We start from the raw sequence: 24,102 nt of genomic DNA on the forward strand, positions 1-24,102 counted from the left end.
GGGCTGCGTTGAGACCGCAAACCCAACCAGGATAAGGCCTTTGCCTAATTCTCACCCGCCGACACGCTTACTGAAGGCCTAGGCGGCTTAAGCAGTCTGAGCAGGGGCCACGGCAGCAACCGATGCGGGCGTTGGAAAGCCATGCCGCATAGGGGGCTCCACCCGCGCCGGACGGGGCTCGGCCGCAGGGAGCGAATACCGCTTCGGCCTGAGCCGGCGCATCCTGACCCACGACAGTCTCTGCCGCGGTTGGCCTTTGGCACGGCCGGGGTGGAGGCCGGTGCGCTGCGGACGCACACGGGCTAGGTTGGTGCCTGCGGATACGCGGAACAGGGAGTGAACATGGCGGACGATGCTGAGGGAGTGGGCGAGCGGTCCCGGCGAACTGCCGGCGAGACCCGGACAGCGTCCGGAGCCGACGGGGCGGCCCGCGATGACTGAACCGCGCTGGATCGACGTGCCGGGCGCCGGTGCCGACCTCAAGGCGCTGACCTGGGGCCCGCCCGACGCGCCGATCGCGCTGTGCCTGCATGGCTTCCCCGACACCCCCTACGGCTGGCGCAAGATCGCGCCCCGGCTGGCCGAGTCGGGTTGGCGGGTCGTCGCGCCGTTCATGCGGGGATACGCCCCATCCTCGATACCGGCCGACGGCAGCTTCCACATCGGTGCGCTGATGGACGATGCGTTGCGCGTCCGCTCGGCGGCGGGCGGCACCGACCGCGACGTGGTGATCGGCCACGACTGGGGGGCCATCGCCGCCACGGGACTGGCCGCGATGCCCGACAGCCCGTTCACCAAGGCCGCGATCATGTCGGTACCGCCCTCGGCGGCGCTGCGCCGGCGGGGCGGCGCGGCCGAGTGGGCCCGGCTGGCCCGCCAGCTGCCGCATCAGTTGTTGCGCAGCTGGTACATCTTCTACTTTCAGTTGCCTTGGCTGCCGGAGCGTTCCGCCTCGTGGGTGTTGCCGTTGTTGTGGAGGCGATGGTCGCCCGGCTACAACCCGCACGAGGACCTGCGTCACGTCGACGCCGCGATCGGTGCACCGGAGAGCTGGCGCGCGGCGCTGGGAACGTACCGGGCCCTGGTCCGTAACACCGCGCCGCCGCAACGCTACGTCGCGTTGCACCGGCGCTGGACCGAGGCGCCCGCGCTGCCCTGCCTGTACCTGCACGGCCGCGACGACGGTTGCATGACGTCGGCTTTCACCCACTGGGTGGAAAAGGTGCTGCCCCCGGAAAGCGGAGTCGCCGTCGTCGAACACGCCGGGCATTTCCTGCAACTCGAACAGCCGGACGAGGTGGCCGACCTGGTGCTCGGGTTCATCGGCTCTGCCGGTTGAGCCGGTGCCCGCCCAGCGGATGAGGGCCGTGGATGCGCAGTTCTACTGGATGTCGGCCAAGATCCCGAACGACCAGTTTTTGCTGTATGCGTTCGACGGCGAGCCCGCGGATTTGGCGCACGCCGTCGAACAGGTGTGTCGGCGGGCGCGCGCCTGCCCGGACTTGTTGACGCGAGTTCAGGACCGGAATCCGCTGACCTATCCGCGGTGGGTGCCGGCGCCCGTGGACGCACGACGGGTGGTCCACCACGACGTGGCCGACGGCGGCTGGGGCGGTTGCCTGACTGCCGTTGCCGGACTCGCCGCTGCCCAGCTCGACGCCGGGCTGATGCCCTGGCTTCTGCATGTGTTCACCCCGGTCTCCGGTATCCCGGGTGTCGCCGGGCCGGGCACCGTCGCGGTGCTGCAGGTGGCGCACGCGCTGGCCGACGGCGTCCGCGCGGCGGCCGCGGCGGCGTGGCTGTTCGGCCGGGACGCCCCGGTGCCCGGATTGGGACGGCCCGCGCCGGCGTGGTTTCCGTGGCGGGTCGTCGATGCGGCCCGCACCCATCGCCGGCTGGTCGGCGATATCCGCGCCGGGGTGCTGGCACCCGGGGCCGGCTCGCGCCCGTTGCAGCGCACCAATTCCCGTCCGGGCGGCACACGCGCGGTGCGCACGTTGGTGCGGCACCGCGCGCAGCTGCCCGGCCCCACGGTCACCGTCGGCGTGCTGGGGGCGGTGTCCACGGCGCTGTCCGAGCTGCTCGGCGGGACGGCCGATGCGCTGGGGGCCGAAGTGCCGATGGCCAAACCCGTTGCACCCCAGGCGCACAACCACTTCGGCAACGTCGTCGTGGGTCTGTATCCGAACCTGGGCCGCGCGGCCCGCGCCGAGCGGATCGCGACCGAGCTGGCCAACGGCCGGCGTCGCTTCGCGCATCCGGCTACCCGCAGCGCCGACCGGGCGTTCGCCGCAGTGCCTGCGGCGCTGCTGCGGTGCGGCGTGGCGCGGTTCGACCCCGGCGTGCGGCCGGCGCAGGTGGCCGGCAACACGGTGGTGTCCAGCGTGCACCGCGGGGCTGCCGACCTCAGTTTCGGGGGCGCCCGCGTGGTGTTGACGGCCGGGTATCCGGCACTGTCGCCCGTGATGGGCCTGACTCACGGGGTGCATGGAATCGGCGACACCGTCGCGATCAGCGTGCACGCGGCGGAATCGGCCGTCGAGGACATCGACGGATATGTGCAACTGCTCGACGCGGCGCTGTCCTACCGATCCGGGTCCTACCGATCCGGTGGATGATCTAGGTTTGCACGTATGAATCACGACGCAGTGATGAGTCAGGACGTCGGCTTGCTGATCCTGCGGCTGGTGTTGGGCGTGACTCTGGCCGCGCACGGCTACAACAAGTTCTTCGGCGGCGGCCGCATCCCCGGCACCGCGCGGTGGTTCGACAGCATCGGCATGAAGCCCGGCACGTTCCACGCCACCGTGGCCGCCAGCACCGAGATGGCCGCCGGGTTGGGCCTGGCCGCCGGGCTGCTGACGCCGGTTCCCGCGGCGGGTTTCGTCTCGCTGATGCTGGTCGCGGCCTGGACCGTGCACCGCGCCAACGGCTTCTTCATCGTCAAGGAGGGCTGGGAGTACAACCTGGTTCTGGCGGTGAGCGCGGTCGCGGTGGCCACGCTCGGGGCGGGCAGGCTGAGCCTGGACTGGGTGATCTTCGGGCACAACTGGTATGACGGCTGGGCGGGTCTGCTGATCTCCGCGGGGCTCGGCCTGGTCGGGGCGTTCGGCCAACTGCTGATCTTCTACCGCCCGCCGGCCAAACAGGCGGGCTGACCGGGTTCGCCGTCTTCCGCGAGCATGTGAGATTTTGGCGGCCGCAGTGTGGCGCAAGACGCGGACAGGCCTAAACCCCGCAACGATCCGTAGTGCACGAGAGGGTCGCGCGCTGCGCGAACAATCGGCGACGAGGTGGGCCGAATCACGTGCCGAGCGCGCGAGCGGGTCCGCGGGACCAGACGGCTAGCGGGTCAGGGATCCGCAACCACAACGCTGCCGGGCGGTGGGCTGGCTAGGGTGCGAATTGTGTTGATGCATACCGTCCGGACGCGGCGCAGCGCCGACGACTTCCCGCGCCGTGAGCACCTGGCCGCCAAGATCGCCGACGTCGCCACCGACCCGGTTCCCGTCGAGCCGGACGTCGCGGAGATGCTGGCGAACCGGATCATCGACAACGCCGCGGTCAGCGCCGCGGCGGTGCTGCGCCGGCCGGTGACCGTGGCCCGCCGGCAGGCGCTGGCCCATGGCGCCGCGCACGGCGCGCGCGTGTTCGGGGTGGGCGGCACCTATTCGGCCGAATGGGCGGCCTGGGCCAACGGGGTTGCGGTGCGCGAGTTGGACTTCCACGACACCTTCCTGGCCGCCGAGTATGCCCATCCGGGCGACAGCATCCCCCCGCTGGTGGCCGTCGCGCAGCAACTCGGGGTGAGCGGGGCCGACCTGATCCGCGGGCTGGCCACCGCGTATGAGATCCACATCGACCTGGCACGCGGAATCTGCCTGCACGAGCACAAGATCGACCACGTCGCCCACCTGGGCCCCGCGGTTGCTGCGGGGCTCGGGACCATGCTGCGCCTGGACGCCGAGACCATCTATCAGGCGATCGGGCAGGCCGTGCACCTGACCACCAGCACCCGCCAGTCGCGCAAAGGCCTGATCTCGAGCTGGAAGGCGTTCGCGCCGGCGCACGCCGGAAAAGTCGCCATCGAGGCGGTCGACCGGGCGATGCGCGGGGAGGGATCGCCGGCGCCGATCTGGGAGGGTGAGGACGGCGTCATCGCCTGGCTGCTCGGCGGCCCGGACCGCGAATACCGGGTGCCGCTGCCGGCTCCGGGCGAGCCCAAGCGCGCCATCCTGGACAGCTACCCCAAGGAGTATTCGGCGGAGTACCAGGGCCAGGCGCCGATCGACCTGGCCCGGCGGCTGCGCGGGCGGCTCGGCGACCTGGACCGGATCGAGTCGATCGTGCTGCACACCAGCCACCACACCCACGTCGTCATCGGGACCGGGTCCGGGGACCCGCAGAAGTTCGACCCGGACGCGTCGCGGGAAACGCTCGACCACTCGCTGCCCTACATCTTCGCCGTCGCGCTGCAGGACGGCGGCTGGCACCACGAACGCTCGTATGCTCCCGAACGCGCCCACCGGCCCGACACCGTCGCCCTCTGGCGCAAGATCTCCACCGTCGAGGACCCGGAGTGGACCCGTCGCTACCACGCGATCGATCCGGCCGAAAGGGCCTTCGGCGCGCGGGCCGAGGTGCACCTCGCGAACGGCGAGGTGATCGTCGACGAGCTGGGGGTGGCCGACGCGCATCCGCTGGGCGCCCGGCCGTTCCGCCGCCGCGATTATGTACGGAAGTTCGGCGAGCTCACCGCCGGCGTCGTAAAAGCCGCTGAGCGGCAACGGTTCCTGTCCGCGGTGGAGTCGTTGCCGGGCCTGCGGGCCGCACAGCTCGACGCGCTCAACGTGCTGATCGACCCCCGGGTGCTGGACGCCGCGCCGGTGATCCCGCCGGGGATCTTCGGATGACCGGCCGCTCACACCCGGAGCCGCGAGCTCACACGCGACGGAAGATTCTTTGCCCGAAGGTGAGCGCATTCGCCTAGAACACGTTCTAGTCTGTGAAACCATGGGATTCCTCAAGCCCGACCTGCCGCAGATCGACATGGCCGAGTGGAGCAAGGGCACCCGCAGCGAGAAGATCCGTCCGATGGCCCGGCACTGGGCGGAGGTGGGCTTCGGGACGCCCGTCGTCCTGCATCTGTTCTACGTGGTCAAAATCCTGCTCTACATCCTCTTCGGCTGGCTTTTCGCGTTGACCACCAACGGTATCCACGGGTTCACCGGTGTCGGGTCGTGGTGGTCGGAGCCGATCGTGTTCGAGAAGGTCGTGCTCTACACGATGCTGTTCGAGGTGATCGGCCTGGGCTGCGGCTTCGGTCCGCTCAACAACAGGTTCTTCCCGCCGATGGGCTCGATCCTGTACTGGATGCGTTTCGGCACCATCCGGCTGCCCCCGTGGCCGGACCGGGTGCCGGGGACCAGGGGCACCAAGCGCACCCCGTTCGACGTGGCGCTCTATGGGCTCCTGCTGGTGGCGACGCTCGGGGCGCTGCTCTCCGACGGCACCGGCCCGGTGCCCGAACTGGGCACCGCGGTCGGCCTGCTGCCGACGTGGGAGATCGTGCTGATCCTGCTGCTGCTCGGCGTCCTCGGCCTGCGCGACAAGGTGATCTTCCTGGCCGCCCGCGGCGAGGTCTACGCCAGCCTGGCGGTGACCTTCCTGTTCGGCGCGGTCGACATGATCGTCGCCGCCAAGCTGGTGTTCCTGGTGATCTGGATGGGTGCGGCGACATCCAAGCTCAACAAGCACTTCCCGTTCGTGATCTCCACGATGATGTCCAACAACCCGCTGATGCGGCCACGCTGGCTCAAACGGCGCTTCTTCGAGAAGTTCCCGGACGACCTGCGGCCCGGACGGCTGTCGCGGTGGCTCGCGCACCTGAGCACCGCCATCGAGATGCTGGTGCCGCTGATGCTGTTCTTCTCCCACGGCGGCAAGCCGACCATCGTGGCCGCGGTCGTGATGGTGTGCTTCCATCTGGGCATCCTGGTGTCGATCCCGATGGGGGTGCCGCTGGAGTGGAACGTCTTCATGATCTTCGGGGTGTTGTCGTTGTTCGTCGCGCACGCGCGCATCGGGCTGGGCGACGTCGTCCACCCGGTGCCGGTGGCGCTGCTGTTCGCCGTGGTCGCCGGTATCGTCGTGCTGGGCAACATGTTTCCCCGCAAGATCTCGTTTCTGCCGGGCATGCGCTACTACGCCGGCAACTGGGACACCACACTGTGGTGCATCAAGGGATCGGCGAACGACAAGATCAGCCGGGGCATCGTGGCGATCGCCAGCATGCCGCAGGCCCAGCTGGAGCGTTTCTACGGCAGCCCGGAGGCGGCGCAGATCCCGATCTACATGGGGTATGCGTTCCGCGGCTTCAACACGCACGGCCGGGCGTTGTTCACCCTGGCCCATCGCGCGATGGCGGGCCAGAACGAGGACGACTATGTCATCACCGACGGTGAGCGGATCTGCAGCACGGCGATCGGCTGGAACTTCGGCGACGGCCACATGCACAACGAGCAGCTGATCGCCGCCCTGCAGCAACGTTGCCACTTCGAGCCGGGGGAGGTGCGCGTCGTCCTGCTCGACGCGCAGCCGATCCACAGGCAGACCCAGCAGTATCGGCTGGTCGACGCCGCGACCGGCGAGTTCGAGCGCGGGTTCGTCAACGTCGCCGACATGGTGACCCGGCAGCCCTGGGCCGACGACGTGCCGGTCCACGTGCACGCGGCCGGGTGAGCGCTGACACTCACGGGACGTGACGGCGCTGGGTTGTTCCCGAGTGGGTACCCGACGGCCCGGGCACCGGCATTTGCCCGCAACGCGCGCTTTGGCCCACGCGGCGCCGTGGGCGGTCGCCCGCCCCGCCGGGCACTCGCAGATGGCAAACGTCACGACGGCCTGAGTCGCGCTGATACCGAGCCAAATGCGATACCACGGCAAACGGACAGCAGGCTGCCCGATCCTGAACGCGCTGTGACGTAGCCGACTTCGGTAGTTTGCTATCCGGTGACATCTGCGATCCGGCCACTCGCCTCGAACCGACCTCGGCCGCTGATTCGGGGCGTTCTCGCAGCTCGACGCGCCACCGAATCGTTATTCCACATGTGACTTGCCCGTAACAATACTCTCAGGTAACATCTGTCACAGCGCGGTGACGCGCGTCATACTCCACACCCAGCAAAGGAGTAGCCATGGCAACAACCTCAATTGCCGGTCGGCAGGGCGTGGCAGCCTCGTCGCCGGCGGGCTCGTCGACCCGCATGCGGCCGTATCTGGCCGCCGGCGTCGCGATGATGGGGGCCAGCCTCATCGCGGTCAACCCGGTCGCCCCCACCATCGCCAACGACATCCAGGAGCGCGCCGTGCGGCTCACCGACTCGGTGGTCGCCGATGTCGGCGACTTCGCCGCCAACGTGGGCACCGCGCTGCCGGGCTCGCTGGACATGAGCGGCTTCGCCAGTGCGGCGGCCTCGATTCCCCCGGCGGTCAACCCGATCGTGGAGTGGCTGAACGTGTTCGAGACGGCGGGCAGCAACCTGCAAGCCATCGCCCAGAATTGGTTCGCCGACCCGTTCCCGGTGCTGGGGCAGGTGCTCAGCAACCAGGTCGGCTACGCCGACGTCACGGGCAGCAATCTGTCGGCCCTGGCCACCGACCTGAACACGTTGGTGACCCAGACGCTGCCGCCGCAGATCAACACGCTGATCGACGGCATCCAGTCCGGGGCCATCAGTTCCTCGGTGAGCACCTTCAACGAGAACTTCACGTTGGACCTGCTTCCGCTCCTCACGCCGCTGGACAACATTCTGGCGATCCCCGGCGAGATGTTGACCAACCTGGCCCACACGGTCAGTGATAACCTCTCGAATGTCTTAACGTTCGACTTGCTGGTCCCCCTCAACGGGTTGCTGTATGCGGAGGAGCAGGGGGCCGCGAACGGGCTGCAGGCGGCGCTGGACGCCTACAACGCCGGGCAGACGGGCACCGCGTTGGTCGACCTGCTGAACGTTCCCGCTCTCACCCTCGGAGGTTACCTCAACGGGTCGACCGGGCTCTTCGATGCCGGGTTGCTTCAATCGGGCGGCTCCTTGTTCGGCGGCGCCGGCCTGATCAACAGCCTGGTCAACACGATCCCGCAGGCTTTCGCGACGGGTCTGGCCCCCAGCGGCACGGCGACCACGCTGCCGGAGGCGCTGAGCCAACTGTGGGCGCTGATCACCAACAGCCTGAGCTCCGCCCTGCCGAGCGCGGCGGCGGCGTTCGATCCCGCCGCGTTCAGCGCCGCGTTCGACCCGGCCGCGTTGTCGATGGCGTTCGATCCCGCTGCCGTCACGGACATCGGCTCGATGCTGGCCGCCGACCTGGCGCCCAACCTGAGCACCATCGCGCTGGATCTGCTCTCGTCGCTGCTCTGAGTCACCGTCGGTGTGGCCAGTCTTCCCGCGGGCGCCACCCGCGGGAAGACTGGTCGCTCGGCTTTGCCGAATCCGTTGCCGCGTAGCCGAATTCGGTGAAAACCGCACCGTTGGCGCAGTGGCCGGGCTACGATGGCGGGAACTGCTGGGATGCAAGCCAGATCAGTTGCCCGCCGGCAGGTGCCGGGCGTAATCGCCTCGGCCACAAGAAAATTTGGTCCCCGTTGCCGGGATGGCCGGCGGACATGGTGACAGGAGGTGGAGGTCGTGTCCTTCGTAACGGCTCGACCGGAAATGCTGACCGCCGCGGCGGGAAGCTTGTCGAGGATCGGATCGGCGATGGCGTCCAACAATGCGGCGGCGGAAGGGCCGACCACCGGGGTGGCGCCGCCGGCGGCCGACCAGGTGTCCCAACTGGTGGGCACCCACTTCGCCGCGCACGGGTTGGCCTACCAGACCATTGCGTTGATGGCCAACCAGATCCACGAGGCGTTCGTCAACGCCCTGTCCACCGGCGCCACGTCGTACACGATCACCGAGGCGGCCAACGTGGCGGCGGCCGGCTAGGGCAAGGCGGCCACGGTGTTCTTCTCCTTTTTCCCCCCCGAAATCATCTCCGGGATGATGTACTCGGGACCCGGCTCGGGGCCCCTGGCGGCGTCGGCGACCGCGTGGGATGGGCTGGCAAGCGACCTGTACGCGACGGCGGCTTCCTATGAGTCGGTGATCGCGACCCTCACCAGCGGATGGACGGGCCCGTCGGCGATGGCGATGACCGCGGCAGCCGTGCCGTACGTGTCGTGGATGGGCGCCACGGCCGCGGCAGCGGCCGAGGCCGGCGCGCAGGCTGGCGCGGCGGTCGGCGCGTTCGAGACGGCGTTCGCGACGACGGTGCCCCCGCCGGTGATCGCCACCAACCGGGCGCTGCTCGCCGCGTTGATCGCCTCGAACATCTTCGGCCAGAACACCCCGGCCATCGCGGCGACCGAGGCCGACTATCTGGAGATGTGGGCCCAGGATGTGGGCGCGATGAACGGATATGCCGCCTCGGCCGCCGGTGCGCTGCAGACGCCGCCGTTCAGCGCGCCGCCGGCGATGACCAACCCGGCGGCCACGCTGACGCCACTGCTGACCAGTTCCGGAGCCGGCGCGCTGTCCGCGCTGACCACGCTGAGCGTCGAGCTGCAGGCGACGCTGGGGTCGCTGACGACGTCGGCCCCCGTGGCCGGGTTTGTCAACGCCACCGGTCTGGGTTCGTTGGCGAGCGGGGGCGGTCTGACCCAGGCATCGATCTATCCCATCGAGGGCGGCTACTACGCGGCGATGATGGGCAGCATCCCGGCGCGCATGTTCATGAGCATGGGCAACTCGGCCGGATCCTCGGGAATGGGGCTTACCGGCAGTCAGGCGCTGTTCGACAGCATCGGCCAGTTCGTCAGCAGCAAGATGCAGGTGGTGGTCGGCGGGATCTCCAATCAGCTCAAGAGCTGGGGTGGTTCGATTTCGGCCCAGTTGGCGTCCGCCTCGAAGCTGGGTGGGCTGTCGATCCCGTCGGGCTGGTCCGCGGCCGCGGACGGGGGGATCCGTGCCGCGCCGGTGCTGCCGCCCACCAGCGTCGCCAGCCCGGCCATGGCGCAGGCCTCGGCCATGCCGAACAGCCCGTTCGGCCAGGCGCTGATGGGCGCCCTCAGCGGGCGCGGGCTGGGCAGTTTCGCCGGCAAGGTGCCGGCAAAGATTCTGCCCCGTTCACCGGCCGGCGGCTGATCACCGCGGTGAGCGTGCTGCGGCGGCCCGCACCTCGTGGGCCGCGGCCACCATGTTGCGCAGCGACGCGGTCACCTCGTCGACCGAACGCGTCTTCAGCCCGCAGTCGGGGTTGACCCAGAGCCGCTGTGCCGGAAGCGCTTTGAGCGCGGCCCGCAGCGACTCGGCCATCTCGCCGGTGCCGGGCACCCGCGGGGAGTGGATGTCGTAGACGCCGGGCCCCACGCTGTTGGCGAAGCCGACCGAGTTGAGATCGCCGAGCACCTCCATGTGCGAGCGCGCCGCCTCGATCGACGTGACGTCGGCGTCCAGGTCCGCAATCGCCCCGATCACCTCGCCGAACTCCGAATAGCACAGGTGCGTGTGGATCTGCGTCGAGTCGGCGACAGCGGAGGTGGCCAAGCGGAAAGCCCCGATGGCCCAACGCAAGTACTCGCCCTGGGCGGCGCGGCGCAGCGGCAGCAGTTCCCGCAGCGCGGGCTCGTCGACCTGGATGATCGAGATGCCGGCGGCCTCCAGGTCGAGGATTTCGTCGCGGATCGCCAGCGCCACCTGGTTGGCCGTCTCGGCCAGCGGCTGGTCGTCACGCACGAACGACCACGCCAGGATCGTGACCGGCCCGGTCAGCATGCCCTTGACCGGTTTGTCGGTCAGCGACTGCGCGTAGGTGATCCATTCGACCGTCATCGGGTGGGTCCGCGACACGTCGCCGTAGAGGATCGGCGGACGCACACAGCGGCTCCCGTAGGACTGCACCCACCCGTTCCGGGTGGCCGCAAACCCCGCCAGTTGTTCGGCGAAGTACTGGACCATGTCGTTGCGTTCCGGCTCGCCGTGCACCAGCACGTCGAGCCCGAGTTGTTCCTGCAGCTCGATGACATCGGCGATCTCCTGCTTCATCCGGCCGACGTACTCGTCCTCGGTGATCTCACCGGAGCGAAAAGCGGCGCGCGCCTTGCGGATCGCGGGGGTCTGCGGGTAGGAGCCGATCGTGGTGGTCGGCAGCGGCGGCAGGTGCAGCCGCGCGTCCTGCGCGGCGCGGCGCCGGGCCGGCTCGCCGCGGTGCACACCCGAGTCGAGGATGTCGGCGATGCGGGCCCGCACCCGGTCGTTGTGCAGTCGCGGATCCTCGCGGCGGGAGGCGGCGGCCGCATCCGACGCCGCGATCTGCCCGGCGACCGCGTCACGCCCGTCGCGCAGCGCGCGCGCCAGGGTCACCACCTCGGTGACCTTCTCCTGCCCGAACGCCAGCCAGCTGCGCAGCTTCTCGTCCAGCCCGGTCTCGGGTTCGAGCGAGTACGGCACGTGCATGGTGGAGCAGGAGGTCGAAACCGCCACCGTGGCGGCCGAATTCAGCAAGGGGACGAGCGTGTCCAGCGCCGCCGCAAGGTCGGTGCGCCAGACGTTGCGCCCGTCGACGACGCCGGCCACCAGGATTTTGCCGGCCAGTTCGGGTACCTCGACTATGGATGCGACCGCCGCGTCGGCGCCGGCCACCAGGTCGACGCCGATCGCTTCCACGGGCGTGCGGGCCAGCGCCGCCAGGGACGGGCCGGGGTCGCCGAAGTAGGTGGCGACGTGGATGGCGGGACGCGTGCTCAGCGAGCCCAGCGCGTCGTAGACGCGCCCGGCCAGGGCGGGCGCGTCGGGGCAGATGTCGGTGACCAGCGCCGGCTCGTCGAGCTGCACCCACTGCGCGCCGGCGTCGGCGAGCAACCCCAGCAGCTCGGAGTAGACCGGCACCAGCTCGTCGAGGCGGCCGATCGGCGGGCCCGCGCCCTCGACGCCCTTGCTGAGCAACAGGAAGGTGATCGGGCCGATGACGACGGGACGCGCCGGAATTCCTTGCCGGAGTGCCTCGCCCAGCTCGGACAGCACCTTGCGGGGGTTCAGCGCGAAGCGGGTTGCGGGTTCGATCTCGGGGACCAGGTAGTGGTAGTTGGTGTCGAACCACTTGGTCATCTCCAGCGGCGCGACGTCGTCGTTGCCGCGGGCCAGTGCGAAGTAGCGGTCCAGCTCGTCGCCGATGTTGGTCACCCGTTGTGGCAGCGCGCCGAGCAGGAACGCCGCGTCGAGCATCTGGTCGTAGTAGGAGAACGTGTTCACCGGCACGGAGTCCAGACCCGCACCGGCCAGCCCCGACCACATGTCGCGCCGCAGGGTGGCGCCGACGGCCTCCAGCTCCGCGCGGCTGGTGCGCCCGGCCCAGTACCCCTCGGTCGCGCGTTTGAGTTCGCGTTTCGGACCGATCCGCGGGGAGCCGGCGACGGTGGCGGTGAAGGGGGGAGCGGTCACGATATCGTCCTCTCGATCAGCGAGGCGCTCACCGCCCGAGGACGTGCGGCCGACCGGTCGCGGTGTGCACCGTGTGCCCCACCGCAACGCCTCCAGCCGAACGCCCATTCCACGAGGCGACGAGCCGCCGGACGCGGCGCGCCCGGCACAGCCGGCAGGTCTTCGGACTCGCAGGCGCGCACCGTTCGGTGCTCCTAATGGCCGTCGCTTCCCAGTCTTGCGACCAGTGCGGGTGACGGCGGTCGTTCCTGCATACCGCTGCGGGACAGTCCCGGACTCTCACCGGGTTCCCTCTCGCGTGGCATGTCTAACATGCCCCGCTCGATGCCGGCGCCGCGTGTGCGGCGGCGACGGCAGACCAGCTGCGTAACGCAGCTTACTCCGGTGCATGCGGCGGGCCGGGGTGTCGGCGATCGCTGCGGCTCAGCCGGCCAGCGCCTGCGCGATCGGCACTTCGCCGTTGTTGAAGTCGATCGTGCGGCCGATCGTCGAGTCGTCCGCCAGCGCGGCGGCGGCGACGAGCGCGACGTCGCCGCGTGACACCTGCTGCCCGGCGCCGACGGCGATGCGGCCGGTGGGCGGCTCGAGGGTCAGCCGCCCGGGCCCCAGCACCGTCCAGTCCAGGGGGCTGGCGCGCAGGTGGGCGTCCGCGGCCGCCTTGGACTCGGCATAGGCGAAGAACGGGTCGTCTTGCGGTACACCGTGATCGGGTCCGGCGCCGAAATACGACACCATGACGAACCGCCGCGCACCGGCCCGAGCGGAGGCATCGATCACCCGGATCGCGGCGTCACGATCGACGGCGTAGGTCCGCGCCGGGTCGCCGCCGCCGGCCCCGGCGGAGAAGACGACGGCGTCGTGCCCGGCGAGCACATCGGTCAGCGCGTCGGTGTCGAGCCGTTCGATATCGGCCACCACGGGTGTGGCTCCGGTGGCCGCGACGTCGTCGCAGTGAGCGGGGTTGCGGAACACGGAACTGACCTCGTCGCCGCGTTCGGTCAGGATGCGGGCCAGCTGCAACGCCACCTTGCCGTGGCCGCCGATGAGGACGATTTTTACCATATCCCCGACGGTAGCGCCGCGGGGTTGGATGGCGCCGACCCGCTAGAGCTTCACCCGGCCCATGATGATGTCGATGATCGGCTTGCCCGGCGGGTAGGCGTTGGTGAGCGAGGCCATCGTATGCCCGTAGTCGACCAGCAGCGTGATGCCGTTGATGCCGAAGGCGGCGGCGCTGTTGAGGAACGCCATCACGTCGCCCATCTGCTCCGGGGTGTGCACCTTGGAGCCGGTCTCGTCGCGGTAGTCCTGCGCGAACGTCAGCCAGAGGTCGGCGTTGGATTGGGCCAGCGGGGTGTCGGTGGGACCCGGGCAGATCGCGTTGATCCGGATGCCCTTCTTCAGCAGCGGGTAGCCCTGGGTCGCCACGTAGGCGTTGACGACCTTCTTCGAGAAGCCGTAGTGGATGATGCCTTCGGACTCGTGCGCCTTGACCCACTCCTGCGCCGCGGCGAAGTCCGGTGTGGCGAGGAACTCCGTCAGCAGTTCCAGGTCGTTCTCCCAGCCCATGCCGGCGACCGAGGAGATGAAGCAGATCGCCGAACCCGAGGGGAGCTGGTTCTTCTCGAGCAGGCGCTCGATCAGATGCCGGTGGCCGAGGAAGTTGATCGCCATCAGGTCGGTGGTCCCGTCGGCGATGCCGGCGGCCGAGAACAGCGCGTGGATCGGCCCGTCGATCTGCCCGAGCGCGGCGTCGATCGAGGCGGGGTCGCGCAGGTCCAGCTGGATCGCCCGCGCGACGTCATAGGTCACCGGCGCGTAATCCATGACGATGACCTCGGCGCCGAGTTCTCCGGCCGACTTGGCGGCCGCGGCACCCATGCCGGTCGCACCGCCGACGACGAGCGCCCGCTTACCGTCATAGCGCAACCGATCGACAATGGTCATGGAAATCCCCTTCTCGTCAACTGCCAACCCAGTTCTAATCGCCCAACTGTATGGGTCACAGTTGTTTGGTTCAACACCTACCTGCCGCGGACCGCGACACCCCGCAACACCGTGTCCCGGGCGTGCAGCAGCGCCGCGCGTTTGCCGATGTCGGCGAGGATGTTCTCGGGTATCCACTGCAGGCCGATGACGCAGCGCGCCAGCATCGCGGTGGACGGGGCGTCGATACTGATCTCCCCCGACCGGACTCCTTCGGAGAGCAGTGATTTCATCTGCCGAAGACGCGTTGTGTAGGACCAGCCCGGGTTTGCTGTCGGTGGTGACAGCCGCATCCAGGCGAGCTGAATCCTGAACTCGTCGGAAAACCGATCGAGCGCGTTGACGTTGACCCAGCTCAGTGCATCCAACTTTTCAATCGGTGTGGCGGCAGAGCGCAGCACGCTGACCCATCCCGCCTCCACCTTCTTGCCGAAGGAACGCATGATCGAGTCGAGGAGTTCGTCCTTTGATCCGATGACCCGATAGACGGTCCCGGTTCCCAGGCCGGCCGCCGAGGCGATGTCCCTGATGGTGGTGACCTCGTAGCCCTTGCGGCCGAATTCCGTTCGTGCCACCGCGCGGACCAGCGCCGCTTTGTCGCTGGGATCGGCGTCGCTGTCGTCCGACCAGGTCTCGATGACGTCCCTGGCGGCGGCGAAGGCATTGGACCTGTCCAGCGCGGAGTCGGTCAGCGGCCGGGTCGCCAGCCCCTGCAATATGATTCGGCACAGCAACTCGGCCACCTGGTCGGCCGATGAGCTGTGGCGCATGACGTCAAGGCCCACTTGCAGCATGGTCTGGCAGATGCGGTCGGCCAACGTGGGCAGATCGATGTCGGGTTTGATATAGCCGCTCCACCTGCCCGCGCGCAGCGTTTGCAGCATCGCCTCTTGAATCGCCAGGGGCCGCTGCTGCGTCAGCTTCATCAGCTCCGGGTCCGTGCTGGGCCCCTCATAGAACGACATCTGCAGCGCGGCCCGGTGCTGCACGGCGCAGTTGGCGATCGCCGAGCCCAGCCCGACGATCTGCTCGGGAACGGGGCGCGGGTCGGCTTGGTCCAAGTTCGCTTGCGCGGCTTGCCCGACACGATCCAGATCGTCCTGGTAGCGGCGGATCAACTCGACGAGGATCGCCTCTTTGGACTCGAAGTGGTGATACAGGCTGCCGGGGAGAATTCCCGCCGCGTCGGCGATCTCCTGCAACGATGTCCGCAATCCCGACGATGCGATCAGTGAGGCCGCTGTGGCCAGGATTTCGGCACGCCGCGTCCCGAAATCGGCTGTGGCACTGGCCCGCAGTGACTCGACCTTCGCCATGGCTAGCGGTGCGTGAATCCGGACGACTGCGGATGTGCAAACCTACGCATTCGTCCTCCTGCCGAACCAAATCTTTGTTAAGAGGCTATCAGAATCGGCGCACCGAATGCCCCGCACGCAACGTCCACGAGCCCATCCTAGAGCGCGGGGCCGTCCCAGCGGTCGCGCGCGACCACCTCGTCGACAGGCCGCCTGCGGGCCGGCCGGAACGTATGCCCGGCCCGCAGGCGGCCCACCGGAAGCAGGCACCCCTGGACATACGCTGGCGGAATCCCGAGCAGCTGCCCGACCTCCGGCTCGCGGTGCAGGTGCAGGGTCGTGATGCATGTCCCGTATCCCCGGGTGTGCAGGGCGAGCTGAAAGTTCCACACCGCCGGGAAAATCGAGCCGTACAGCGTGGCCTGGTGAAACGACTCGTCGCCGTCGATGCGCGGCAGATACGGCTGGTAGCAAGGGATTACCAGCAAGGGCACCTGGGCCAGGTGCTCGACCAGCCACTCCGTCGACGACATGATGCGACTCTCCGGCGTGCCGGGCGGCATCAGGTCGGCGAGCAGTTGCCCGCCGACCCTCAGTAGATAGGACTGCCGGTACAGCTCGGCGATCTCGTCCCGCAACGCCGGGTCGCTGACCACCAGCCAGCGCCACGACTGCTGGTTGGAGCCGTTGGCCGCCTGCAGACCGATGCGCAGGCACTCGCGGATGTCACCCATGTCGACCGGCGCGTCCAGGTCGAGCGATTTGCGAGCCGAGCGGGTGGCGGTGAGGAGGTAGTCGATATCCATTAGGTGGTCACCCCCGGCTGCGCTCGTCACGCCGCGAGCGGCCGGTCGTATGAGGCGTCCCTCGTGTCGTGGCGGGGAGTCCGCGTCCCCGGGACCATTGCGATGGCTTCCTCGGTGAGCAGCGATTGCGATTCGTTCATGAATTCCACGAGACAGACTCGATCGACGATCGCCCAACGGCCGTCACGCCGCTCCAGACGATCGACGTAACGACCACCGGAGATCGTCATGTGATTCGCCGGGTCGCGGTCGGTGCCGGTGAACAGGTAGTAGGTCTCGGCATGGGCTTCGTCGCCGTCGATGTCGACGGAATGGTTCAGCAGATAGTGCTGGTATCGCGTCTGGTTGCTGTGATAGGCGAGTGCCCAGTCGATGAAATCGTTTACATCGCCGACGAATCCGACGTGGTCGTCGATGGCGCCGTCGTGGTAGGCGGATCGCAGGAGCGCACGATCTTGCCGGTCGATCCCGCGCGCGTACCGCTGCATGCAGTCGTAGATCTCCGCGCGGTCGGCGAGGCGGTCGACCCGGCTTCGCAGGTCCTCGTCCACGATCAGCTCCTGTCTGTTTGGGACTCGGGGAATCGGATCTCGGCGTTGGCCGGCATCGCGTCGATGCCGCGTCGCTCACACACTTCCAGCACCTCATCGACGATCGATGTGGGTACGAAAAATCTGTCCGTGCATGACATCTGCTCGAGATGTGCCTCGATGTCTTCCGCCGTCGGTTCGGTGTCCGCGTCGGCCAGCCAGCCCTCGGTCAGGCCGACGAACACCCGCGCATAGCGGCCGGCGGAGGCCGAATAGTTACGGTGGGTGAACGTGCAGGCGCTGCTCGCCAGGAAGGTCACCAGCGGAACGACGAGTTCGGGCCGGATGGCCCCCATGAAGCCGGATTCGGCGAGGAACTTCTCGTCGCCGACGGTTTCGTTGACGATTCGCGAGAATCCAGTGGGCATGACGGAATTGGCGAAGATTCCGTGTGGTTCGCCTTCGATTGCGATCACGTTAGTCAACCCGACCAGGCCGGCCTTGGCCGCGGCGTAGTGTGCCTCCATCGGCTGACCGAAGATTCCGGCCGAGGACGAGATGAACACGAAACGTCCGCCGCCGTTGTTCCGCATGACGCGGTAGGCGGGCTGGGATAGGTAGAAGCCGCCGTCGAGATGCACCCGCAGCATTCGCGTCCAGTCTTCCGGCGAGAGGTCTTCGAACGGCACGCTGCCGAAGATCCCCGCGTTGCTGATGACCGCGTCGAGTCGACCGAACGCACGAACGGCCGACTCGACGATCGCCTGGCCGCCCGCGGGGCTGTCGACCGAATCGTAGGAGGCGATCGCGGTGCCGCCGGCCTTGGTGATCTCGTCGACCACCTCGTCGGCCACAGCAGAGTCGGCGCCGTCCCCACGCATCGAGCCGCCGAGATCGTTGACCACCACCGCGGCGCCCCGGCGTGCCAAGTCCAGCGCGTAGAGCCGACCGAGCCCGCGGCCGGCGCCGGTGACCACTGCCACGCGGTCGGTGAAGTCGATCATTGTTCGCTCCAGATCGCCCACGGTCGGCACCCCGATGAGATTGACTGCGATGGAACCGGACTCTACGGTGGAACAGATATTTGGTCAACGCGTTCCCGGGGGTCGAGTGTGCCGAGCGAGGTCCGTGGCGACCACCTGCATGTCCTCGGCATGCTCGCGTCCGTCCTTGCGGGGCGAACCGTGGCGGTGGCCGAAACCAAACCGGGCGAAGCCCCGTGGACCGACGGCCAGACCATTTTCCTCGACGCTCACACGCGAGCCTTCGAGTCCGTTGCCGTACAGGCCTCGATGATCGCCGCCGCCAGCCTGGACCCCGACGTCATGCGGTGTCTGCACCGACATCCCCGGCTGGCCAGGCGCTACCTGGCGATCGAGGGCCACCGCGCACTCGTCGCCAATAGCGATGTATTGCCCGCCTTTTTGGCATCGTTGGGCAACCACGACATCGCGAGTCGCAGCGACTCGCCCGCCGACTCGCTGAGGCTCGCCGAAGGCCGGTCCGGCATCGACGACCCCGCACCGGAGTTCGGCGTGATCCGGGCGGCGAAGGTGCTGGCCGCATGCTCCAGGGCGGCCCGACACGACGAGCCAGACACCCGGCATGTCCCGCGCCGCGGTGCCGGGAAGGAGCGAGAAGAGTTGGACGACGGTCGGATAGACGCTTCGGACGACCCGGACATGTTCACCAGCCCCGTCGGCGGAGGCGGCTTCCTGGGCAAGTGGCTGAAGAAGATGTTGTCGTCGGCGCGTAAGACCGGCAGTGGCGGCGGACCGCCCGGCGCCGACGCCCCCACGCACCGGACGAACTCCGCGATTCGCGGACTGCACGCCGTGTCTTCGCTGGCCTCGACGTCGAGCGAGGACATCAAGGACGAGCGCGCCCTGATCGCCGCGGATGCAGCGACATATCCGGAATGGGACGTCACGCGCAAAAGCTACCGGCGCGCATGGTGCACCGTGCGTGAGGGCGAGCCGAAGGTCGAGGTATCGGCGACGCACGCGATCGACGACGCCGTCGGGGTGCGGCGCCCGCTGTCACGGCTCGGGATGGGTCTGCAACGACGCCGCCGCCAGTCGCAGGGCGATGACATCGACATCGACGCCGCAGTCGAGGCCCGCGTCGAGGCGCTGGCCGGGTCGGTTCCCGACGAGGCGGTGTACCTGGACAGCATGCGGCGCCGCCGTGACCTGTCGGTACTGCTGCTTCTCGACGTATCGGGGTCGGCGGCGGAGCCCGGAACATCTGGGCGGACGGTGCACGAACAACAGCGTGTGGCGGTCGCCAACCTCATGGTCGCGCTGCACGACCTCGGTGACCGCGTCGCGCTGTACGCCTATTACTCGCAGGGCCGCCGCGCCGTGAGCATGGTGCCCGTGAAACGATTCGACGACCATCTCGACTCCCGGGTCATGAAGCGGCTCAACAGTTTGGAACCCGGCGCGTACTCCCGCCTCGGTGCGGCCATCCGCCACGGCGCGGCGGTCGTGGAGGCGCGCGGCGGTACGTCACGGCGGCTGCTGGTGGTGCTGTCCGACGGACTTGCGTACGACCACGGGTACGAGCGGGCCTATGGTGCCGCGGACGCGCGTCGCGCCTTGATCGAGGCCCGCCGGCGCGGCACCGGCTGCGTATGCCTGACGATCGGCGCGGGAACCGACGTGGCGTCGCTGCGCAGAGCCTTTGGAAGCACCGCACATGCGACGATCGCGCACCCGGATCGGCTCGGCAATGTGATCGGACCGCTGTTCCGTTCCGCGCTACGCTCGGCCGAGGTCCGGCGGCGGGTGTCTTGACGGCCTGTTTGCACTGTCCCGCAATGCACTTGACGCTCCGACTCCGGGTCAGAGCGGGCGCAACGGCCTTGAAACAAAAATCTGTTCCGGTTAGGCTGCAGTCACCGTGGGCGGCAGAAGGGAAGCTATGGTCGACGAGCGCGGGCTTGCATACCGCAACGGCGTGATCCCCGAGGCGGAGGGGGCGCGGCCCTACTACAAGGCGCTCGGCCACGAAGAGGCCATCTTCAAGGCGGCGTACCGCCAGGGTCTGACGCTCCTCCTGAAGGGGCCGACGGGTTGCGGGAAGACCAGGTTCGTCGAGGCGATGGCCTACGATCTCGGCCGGCCGCTGATCACCGTGGCCTGTCACGACGACCTCACCACCGCGGACCTTGTCGGTCGGTATCTGCTGCAGGGCGACGAGACGGTGTGGGTGGACGGCCCGCTGACCCGGGCGGTGCGGGAAGGGGCGATCTGTTACCTCGACGAAGTGGTGGAAGCCAGGCAGGACACCACCGTGGTGCTGCACCCGCTTGCGGATCACCGGCGGCAACTGCCCATCGAGCGTCTCGGCGTCACGCTGGACGCGGCGCCGGGATTCGGCCTCGTGGTGTCCTACAACCCCGGCTATCAAAGCGTGCTCAAGGACCTCAAGGATTCCACGCGTCAGCGGATGGTGGCCGTCGAATTCGATTTTCCCGCAGCCGAAATCGAAGAGGGTATCGTCGCCCACGAGGCGGGTGTGGACAATGGCACCGCCGCCGAACTGGTCCGTTTCGGCCAGGCCATCCGCCGGCTGGAAACCGGCGGGTTGCGTGAGGTCGCGTCGACCCGCGTCCTGATCGCGGCGGGGCGGCTCGTCGCGGAGGGCATCACGATGCGAGAGGCGGCCCGGGCGGCCATCGCCGGGCCGCTCACCGACGACGTGGCCGTGGGTAGGGCTCTGGGCGAGATGATCGATATCTACCTGGGTGCGGCGCGTGCGTCAGACGATTGACGCTGCATAACGCCGCGGCTAAGGTCTGAACAAATATTAGGTTTGCAGTCGCGCGGGCGGTTGCCGCCGGGAGGTCAGATGTCCTACGAAAGCAGCGCAGAACCGATCAAGGTCGGCTACTTGATGGACTTCACGCTCCCGCCGCAGTTTCCCGAGGAGATGAAGGCCGACTTCACGCGGTGCTTCGACCTCATATTCGACGAAGCCGTCGAATCGGCGTCGCTGGACCGACCCGTACAGATGGTCTACCGGGAGGTGGAGGGCCTGCCCAAGGGATCGGTCAAGGCGGTGATCGATGCTTTCGGGGAACTCGTCGACGAAGGCTGCCTGGTGGTGTTCGGACCGCACATCACCGACAACTGCGTGCCCACCCGCGAAGCGATCGAGGAACGGTTCAAGGTCCCCGCGGTCAGCGTCACCGGCACCGACGACTGGTTGGGCGAGTGGACGTTCGCGTTCCCGCAGGGCTCGATGACCGACGAACCGATCTTCATCGCGGACCTGGCGGCCAAGCGCGGGCTCACCGAAATCGGCGTTCTCGTCGAGCAGAACCTGATCGGCGAAAGCTACCTGAAGAATCTCCGTGACGCGTGCCGGCGCAAGGGAATTCGCATCGTCGCCGAAGCGGCCATCGCGCAGACCGCGCAGGACATCAACGACGCCGTGCGCACCCTGCACGACGCGAAGGCGGAAGCTATCGTGCACCTGGGCTTCGGCTTCGGGATCGTGTTCATCAATCCCGCGCTGCAGGCCGTCGATTGGGACCCGCCGCGGTTCACGACAACGGCCTTCCAGAACGCGTGGGTGAACCCGATCATGTGGAACGCGTTCATGGGCTGGATCGGCGTCGACCAGTACGACGAGGAGAACCGGCTCGGCCAGGACTTCCTCGACCGCTACGCCGCAAAATACGGCGGTCGGCGCCCCGAGTATTGCGTGCCCGTGGTCAACCGTGACGTCGCCGCCACGCTGGTGCGCGCCTTCACCGGCGCCCACCCGCTCAGCCCGCGTGGCGTCAAGGAGGCGCTGGAGCGGGTGAAGATGATGCCCGCCGCCGCGGGCGCCCCCGGCACCCGGGTGTCGTTCGGCAAATGGACGCGGCGGGCCTGGATGGGCGCCGGCTATCTGGTAGCCCGGACCCTCGACGCCGACGGCGTCAACTCCCATCTGGTCGACCGCTTCGGAGAGGACGGCTGACTCGTGTCCACGGAGCAATCCTTGCCGCTGGAAGCAGCCGAGAAGCGCGCCGGGCCGCACGGAGACCGAAAACGCGGCTGGGGCGGATGGGTCGCCGGCGCCGCCTTGGCGGCGTTCGCGCTGTTCTTCATCGCGAACTGCCGCGTCGCCCTCGACCCGCGCGTCGCCAACCCGAACGTGCAGGGCCGGCCCCGGCCGGTCAAGTTCCTCTTCGGCTTGGATTACATCGCGTTCCTGCAGATCTCCACCGTGATCATGCTGATCGTGCTGTTGGTGGTCTTCATCGTCGGCTGGCGCCGCAATCCGGGCAGCCCGGTGATGCTGATGTTTTTGTGCACGACGCTGATCGTGTGGCAGGACCCGATCATGAACTGGGCGCCGTTCGCGGTCTACAACCCCGATCTCATCCACTGGCCGGAGTCGTGGCCGCTGGTGTCTTTGTCGCCGACCGTCGAACCGTTCGTCGTCTTCGGCTACGTCACTTTCTATTTCGGCCCCTACTTCCCGGCGATCTGGATCCTGCGCAAGCTGCAGGCGCGCCACGGGCCCGAGGGTTTCGTGTCGCGACACCCATTGCTCAGCCTGGGCGCGCTGACCTGTGTCATCGGCTTTGTTTTCGATGCGTGGCTGGAGATCCAGCTCGTCCACACCGGCATGTACATCTATTCGCAGGTCATCCCGTGGGGCTCGCTGTTCACCGGCACAACATTCCAATTCCCGCTGATCTGGGAGTCGTTCTCGGTGACCTTCGTGATGGTCCCGGCTGCGATCCTGTGCTACCGCGACGACACCGGTAAATCGGTTGCCGAGAAGCTCGCCGCGAAAGCCAAGCTCTTCCCGGCCCGCCCGGTGCTGGGCACGTTCCTGGTGATGTTCGCCATCATCAACGTGTCCTACTTCGCCTACGGGGCCTGGTTCGCCGTCATCAAGATCACCCACGCCGCCACCTCCGTGGCGTGCCCGTGGCCGTATCCGGAAGCCAAAGCCTATGACCCGCAAGGATATTACGAGAAGGCCGGCGCGCCAGGACCCTACTCGGTCGGTATCTGGTCGACCTGGGCCAGTGGGGAGCCGAACGGGAGGCCGCACGTCGACCCCCCGCCGCCGGGTCGAGGCCCCTGCGCGGCTTCTTCGTCACCGGGCGCGAATGGCTGAGCCGCGCACGGTGGTGATCACCGGTGCGTCGCGCGGCCTCGGCTTCGCGTCGGCGGTACGCCTGCACCGCGGGGGGTGGCGGGTCGTTGCGGCGATGCGGAACCCGGACAACGGGATGCCGCTGCTGCGCGCGGCCACCGGGGACCGGGCAGACGACGATCGCCTGATCGGCGTCCAGCTCGACCTGGTGGATGCCGCCTCGGTAGCCCGGGCGGCCAAGGCGATACAGGACGCCGTCGGAGTGCCGTACGCCATCGTCCACAACGCGGGCATATCCGCGGCCGGGATGGTGGAGGAGACCGATACAGTGTTGTGGCAGAACATGTTCGCCACCAGCGTTACGGGCCCGGTCGAACTCACCAAGGCGTTGCTGCCGTCCATGCGCGCGGTGGGGGAGGGCCGCATCGTGCTGGTGTCCAGCGCGGCCGGGGTGCGGGGCCAGCCTGCCACCGCGCCGTACTCGGCGGCCAAGGGGGCGCTGGAGCGGTGGGGCGAGTCGATGGCCTGCGAGATCGCGCCGTTCGGCCTCGGCGTCACCGTTCTGGTGGCGGGCACCTACGACACCGACATCATCACCGACGCGGGCACCACGGATAACCGCGACTTCGCCGGCCCGTATGCCCGGCTGCACAACACCATGAACACCCGGGGGAGGGCCGCGATGAAACTGGCGCGGCCACCCGAGCGGTTCACCGACGGCCTGCTCAAAGCCCTGGGTGACCAGAAGCCGTTCCGCCGCCGCGGCGTGGGCCCCGACGCCTCGATACTGTTGGTGCTCAACAGGCTTCTCCCGGCTTCGGGAATGCACCACGTGTCGCGGATCATGCTCGGCATACCCAGACAAGGTTCGCTGCGGGGCGGCGCGGTGCCGAAGGAA

19 protein-coding genes, 1 pseudogene and 1 riboswitch are annotated in these 24,102 nt (G+C 68.4%); of the genes and pseudogenes, 13 read left to right on the plus strand and 7 right to left on the minus strand.

What is annotated here, in order from left to right; translation table 11 throughout:
• Positions 1–433 precede the first annotated feature (433 nt).
• From FPZ47_RS05810 to FPZ47_RS05845, 8 genes are all read left to right on the plus strand, one after another.
• Complete coding sequence (locus FPZ47_RS05810) at positions 434–1,339, plus strand: alpha/beta fold hydrolase (protein ID WP_210419839.1); 906 nt, start codon at positions 434–436, stop codon at positions 1,337–1,339.
• Between the two features lie 19 nt (positions 1,340–1,358).
• Positions 1,359–2,618, plus strand: a complete 1,260-nt coding sequence (locus FPZ47_RS05815; RefSeq protein WP_144949665.1) for a WS/DGAT domain-containing protein — start codon at positions 1,359–1,361, stop codon at positions 2,616–2,618.
• A 30-nt stretch (positions 2,619–2,648) separates the two neighbouring features.
• Positions 2,649–3,158 (plus strand): DoxX family protein, encoded by a 510-nt coding sequence (locus tag FPZ47_RS05820; RefSeq protein ID WP_144949674.1) that lies wholly within the window; start codon positions 2,649–2,651, stop codon positions 3,156–3,158.
• 255 nt (positions 3,159–3,413) lie between these two features.
• Entirely contained in the window at positions 3,414–4,913 is a 1,500-nt protein-coding gene (gene prpD, locus FPZ47_RS05825; protein WP_144949672.1) for a 2-methylcitrate dehydratase PrpD, read from the plus strand.
• A 100-nt stretch (positions 4,914–5,013) separates the two neighbouring features.
• Complete coding sequence (locus tag FPZ47_RS05830) at positions 5,014–6,741, plus strand: DUF3556 domain-containing protein (protein WP_144949663.1); 1,728 nt, start codon at positions 5,014–5,016, stop codon at positions 6,739–6,741.
• A 455-nt stretch (positions 6,742–7,196) separates the two neighbouring features.
• Positions 7,197–8,420 carry a hypothetical protein gene (locus FPZ47_RS05835; RefSeq protein ID WP_144949661.1) on the plus strand — a complete coding sequence of 408 codons (1,224 nt, stop codon included), beginning with the start codon at positions 7,197–7,199 and terminating at the stop codon, positions 8,418–8,420.
• Positions 8,421–8,687: 267 nt separating this feature from the next.
• On the plus strand, positions 8,688–8,987 hold the full coding sequence (locus tag FPZ47_RS05840) for a PE family protein (protein WP_144949658.1): 300 nt from the start codon (positions 8,688–8,690) through the stop codon (positions 8,985–8,987).
• Between the two features lie 54 nt (positions 8,988–9,041).
• A complete protein-coding gene (locus tag FPZ47_RS05845) occupies positions 9,042–10,184 on the plus strand; it encodes a PPE family protein (RefSeq protein WP_425461750.1) in 1,143 nt (380 codons plus the stop codon).
• Here the strand turns inward: FPZ47_RS05845 and metE are convergent, their stop codons facing one another.
• The 7 genes from metE to FPZ47_RS05880 all read right to left on the minus strand — a co-directional run bounded on the left by metE (position 10,185) and on the right by FPZ47_RS05880 (position 18,100).
• Positions 10,185–12,479, minus strand: coding sequence for a 5-methyltetrahydropteroyltriglutamate--homocysteine S-methyltransferase (metE, locus tag FPZ47_RS05850; RefSeq protein ID WP_246133303.1), 2,295 nt, complete (start codon positions 12,477–12,479; stop codon positions 10,185–10,187).
• 153 nt (positions 12,480–12,632) lie between these two features.
• A riboswitch (cobalamin riboswitch) is annotated at positions 12,633–12,796 on the minus strand.
• Positions 12,797–12,902: 106 nt separating this feature from the next.
• A complete protein-coding gene (locus FPZ47_RS05855) occupies positions 12,903–13,541 on the minus strand; it encodes an SDR family oxidoreductase (protein ID WP_144949652.1) in 639 nt (212 codons plus the stop codon).
• A 42-nt stretch (positions 13,542–13,583) separates the two neighbouring features.
• Entirely contained in the window at positions 13,584–14,426 is an 843-nt protein-coding gene (locus tag FPZ47_RS05860; protein ID WP_144949650.1) for an SDR family oxidoreductase, read from the minus strand.
• Between the two features lie 77 nt (positions 14,427–14,503).
• Positions 14,504–15,781, minus strand: a complete 1,278-nt coding sequence (locus FPZ47_RS05865; RefSeq protein ID WP_144949648.1) for a TetR/AcrR family transcriptional regulator — start codon at positions 15,779–15,781, stop codon at positions 14,504–14,506.
• 137 nt (positions 15,782–15,918) lie between these two features.
• The gene (locus tag FPZ47_RS05870) at positions 15,919–16,566 is read right to left on the minus strand and encodes a nitroreductase family protein (protein ID WP_144949646.1); all 648 of its coding nucleotides are present in this window, start codon (positions 16,564–16,566) and stop codon (positions 15,919–15,921) included.
• A gap of 26 nt (positions 16,567–16,592) precedes the next feature.
• The gene (locus FPZ47_RS05875; protein ID WP_144949644.1) at positions 16,593–17,117 is read right to left on the minus strand and encodes a nuclear transport factor 2 family protein; all 525 of its coding nucleotides are present in this window, start codon (positions 17,115–17,117) and stop codon (positions 16,593–16,595) included.
• Positions 17,118–17,119: 2 nt separating this feature from the next.
• On the minus strand, positions 17,120–18,100 hold the full coding sequence (locus tag FPZ47_RS05880) for an SDR family NAD(P)-dependent oxidoreductase (RefSeq protein WP_144949671.1): 981 nt from the start codon (positions 18,098–18,100) through the stop codon (positions 17,120–17,122).
• 150 nt (positions 18,101–18,250) lie between these two features.
• Here FPZ47_RS05880 and FPZ47_RS05885 point away from each other — a divergent pair, with 150 nt between their 5' ends.
• From FPZ47_RS05885 to FPZ47_RS05905, 5 genes and pseudogenes are all read left to right on the plus strand, one after another.
• Complete coding sequence (locus tag FPZ47_RS05885) at positions 18,251–19,894, plus strand: nitric oxide reductase activation protein NorD (RefSeq protein WP_210419840.1); 1,644 nt, start codon at positions 18,251–18,253, stop codon at positions 19,892–19,894.
• A gap of 127 nt (positions 19,895–20,021) precedes the next feature.
• Complete coding sequence (locus tag FPZ47_RS05890) at positions 20,022–20,873, plus strand: CbbQ/NirQ/NorQ/GpvN family protein (RefSeq protein WP_144949640.1); 852 nt, start codon at positions 20,022–20,024, stop codon at positions 20,871–20,873.
• 78 nt (positions 20,874–20,951) lie between these two features.
• A complete protein-coding gene (locus tag FPZ47_RS05895) occupies positions 20,952–22,070 on the plus strand; it encodes an ABC transporter substrate-binding protein (RefSeq protein ID WP_144949638.1) in 1,119 nt (372 codons plus the stop codon).
• 3 nt (positions 22,071–22,073) lie between these two features.
• On the plus strand, positions 22,074–23,225 hold the full coding sequence (locus tag FPZ47_RS05900; RefSeq protein WP_144949636.1) for a spirocyclase AveC family protein: 1,152 nt from the start codon (positions 22,074–22,076) through the stop codon (positions 23,223–23,225).
• A pseudogene (locus FPZ47_RS05905) lies at positions 23,218–24,096 on the plus strand (SDR family NAD(P)-dependent oxidoreductase); the annotation flags it as partial. The gene FPZ47_RS05900 and the pseudogene FPZ47_RS05905, both read left to right, overlap by 8 nt.
• Positions 24,097–24,102: the final 6 nt, after the last annotated feature.

Origin of the sequence: Mycobacterium helveticum, from assembly GCF_007714205.1 — a bacterium.
GTDB classification, from domain to species: domain Bacteria; phylum Actinomycetota; class Actinomycetes; order Mycobacteriales; family Mycobacteriaceae; genus Mycobacterium; species Mycobacterium helveticum.